This is a genomic window from Faecalibacterium sp. DFI.5.82, assembly GCF_029076575.1.
GTDB lineage: Bacteria > Bacillota > Clostridia > Oscillospirales > Ruminococcaceae > Faecalibacterium > Faecalibacterium duncaniae.
This window is the reverse complement of sequence record NZ_JARFIS010000371.1, coordinates 1-319: the sequence shown is the minus strand read 5'-3', so window position 1 is coordinate 319 and position 319 is coordinate 1. Positions and strand designations below refer to the sequence as shown.

1 pseudogene is annotated in these 319 nt (G+C 67.7%); it reads left to right on the top strand.

Annotated features, from left to right (window positions below):
- Positions 1 to 319: pseudogene (locus P0G09_RS17040) on the top strand (amidophosphoribosyltransferase); the annotation flags it as partial.

Genomic DNA, 319 nt, shown 5'->3' with positions numbered 1-319 from the left:
GCATATCCGCTGCACGAGGAATGCGGCGTTTTTGGCATCTACGACCGGGCGGGCACCGAGGACGTGGCCGCTGCCGCCTATACTGCCCTGTATGCGCTGCAGCACCGCGGGCAGGAGAGCTGCGGCATTGCGGTCAACGATGACGGTGTCATCCAGGGCCACCGCGACCTCGGCCTGGTGAACGAGGTGTTCACCCCCGCCGTGCTGGGCAGTCTTTCCACCCCCAAGGCCCACATGGCAACGGGCCATGTCCGCTATGCCACGGCAGGCAGCCGGGTGCGGGCCAACGCCCAGCCCATGATCGTACGGCATGGCCGGG